Raw genomic sequence first — 779 nt, 5'->3', positions numbered from 1 at the left:
GACTGCCGCCGTCCGGCGGGGCTTACGCCAGCTTCAGTACCGCAGCGACGTTCTCGACGGCTGCCTCACCGGCACCGGCCTCGTCCCCGCCCCACCATGACGACATCACGCATTCAATGTCAGTAACGGGCTACCGCCGACTCAACCACCGCTACGAACACCATCCGCGCAACTACCTGGCATTCCTCGGACTCGCCGCAGCCATGTGCTGCTACAAGCGGCTTGCCCGCCTCACCACATAGGACACGGTCTTAAGCTGTGCTGGCACCATCATCGCCCTGGCGTTCAGCTAGCTCAGAGAGTTATGGGAACCACCCGAGACGGCCGCCAGCCATTCTCTCACTTCCCCGGCTCCCGGTGAGTAGCGCTTACCGGAAGCTGGCTCGATACCCGGGCCGTCGCCTCCCGTCCTGTGCTGGTAAGGATGGCTATTCGTCGGGGGTGAGTGGTCGGCAAAGCCAGCCCTGCTGGTGCGACTGTGCAGTCCCGGTCGATAGATAGGCTCCCGGCATGGACATCTGTGTAGAGATCATCCGGGAGGCGAGTCAGGAGCTCGTCGACGCCTTCAGCAGGTTGCTGCCGCAGTTGTCTTCGACCGCCAAGCCCCTCGACTACGAAGCGATCGACCGGATGGTGACCTGTGACGCCAACACAGTGCTCGTGGCCCGAACGACTGACGCAATCGTCGGCATCCTGGCTCTGGTGTTGTTGCCCTTGTCGTCCGGCTTGCGGGCTCGCGTCGATGGTGTGGTCGTTGACGGTGGTGCGTGAGGCCAGGG

The 779-nt window shown here is 63.5% G+C and carries 1 protein-coding gene and 1 pseudogene; both read left to right on the top strand.

The annotated features are described in order from the left end of the window. Positions 1 to 116 precede the first annotated feature (116 nt). A pseudogene (locus ACTWP8_RS38210) lies at positions 117 to 242 on the top strand (IS5/IS1182 family transposase); the annotation flags it as partial. 268 nt (positions 243 to 510) lie between these two features. Beyond that, positions 511 to 771 carry a hypothetical protein gene (locus tag ACTWP8_RS38205; RefSeq protein WP_443326646.1) on the top strand — a complete coding sequence of 87 codons (261 nt, stop codon included), beginning with the start codon at positions 511 to 513 and terminating at the stop codon, positions 769 to 771. Positions 772 to 779: the final 8 nt, after the last annotated feature.

The organism is Streptomyces sp. 7N604 (assembly GCF_052245475.1).
Classification (GTDB): Bacteria; Actinomycetota; Actinomycetes; order Streptomycetales; family Streptomycetaceae; genus Streptomyces.
Note: the sequence above shows the minus strand (reverse complement) of the source record. Positions and strands in the feature narration are given on the sequence as shown.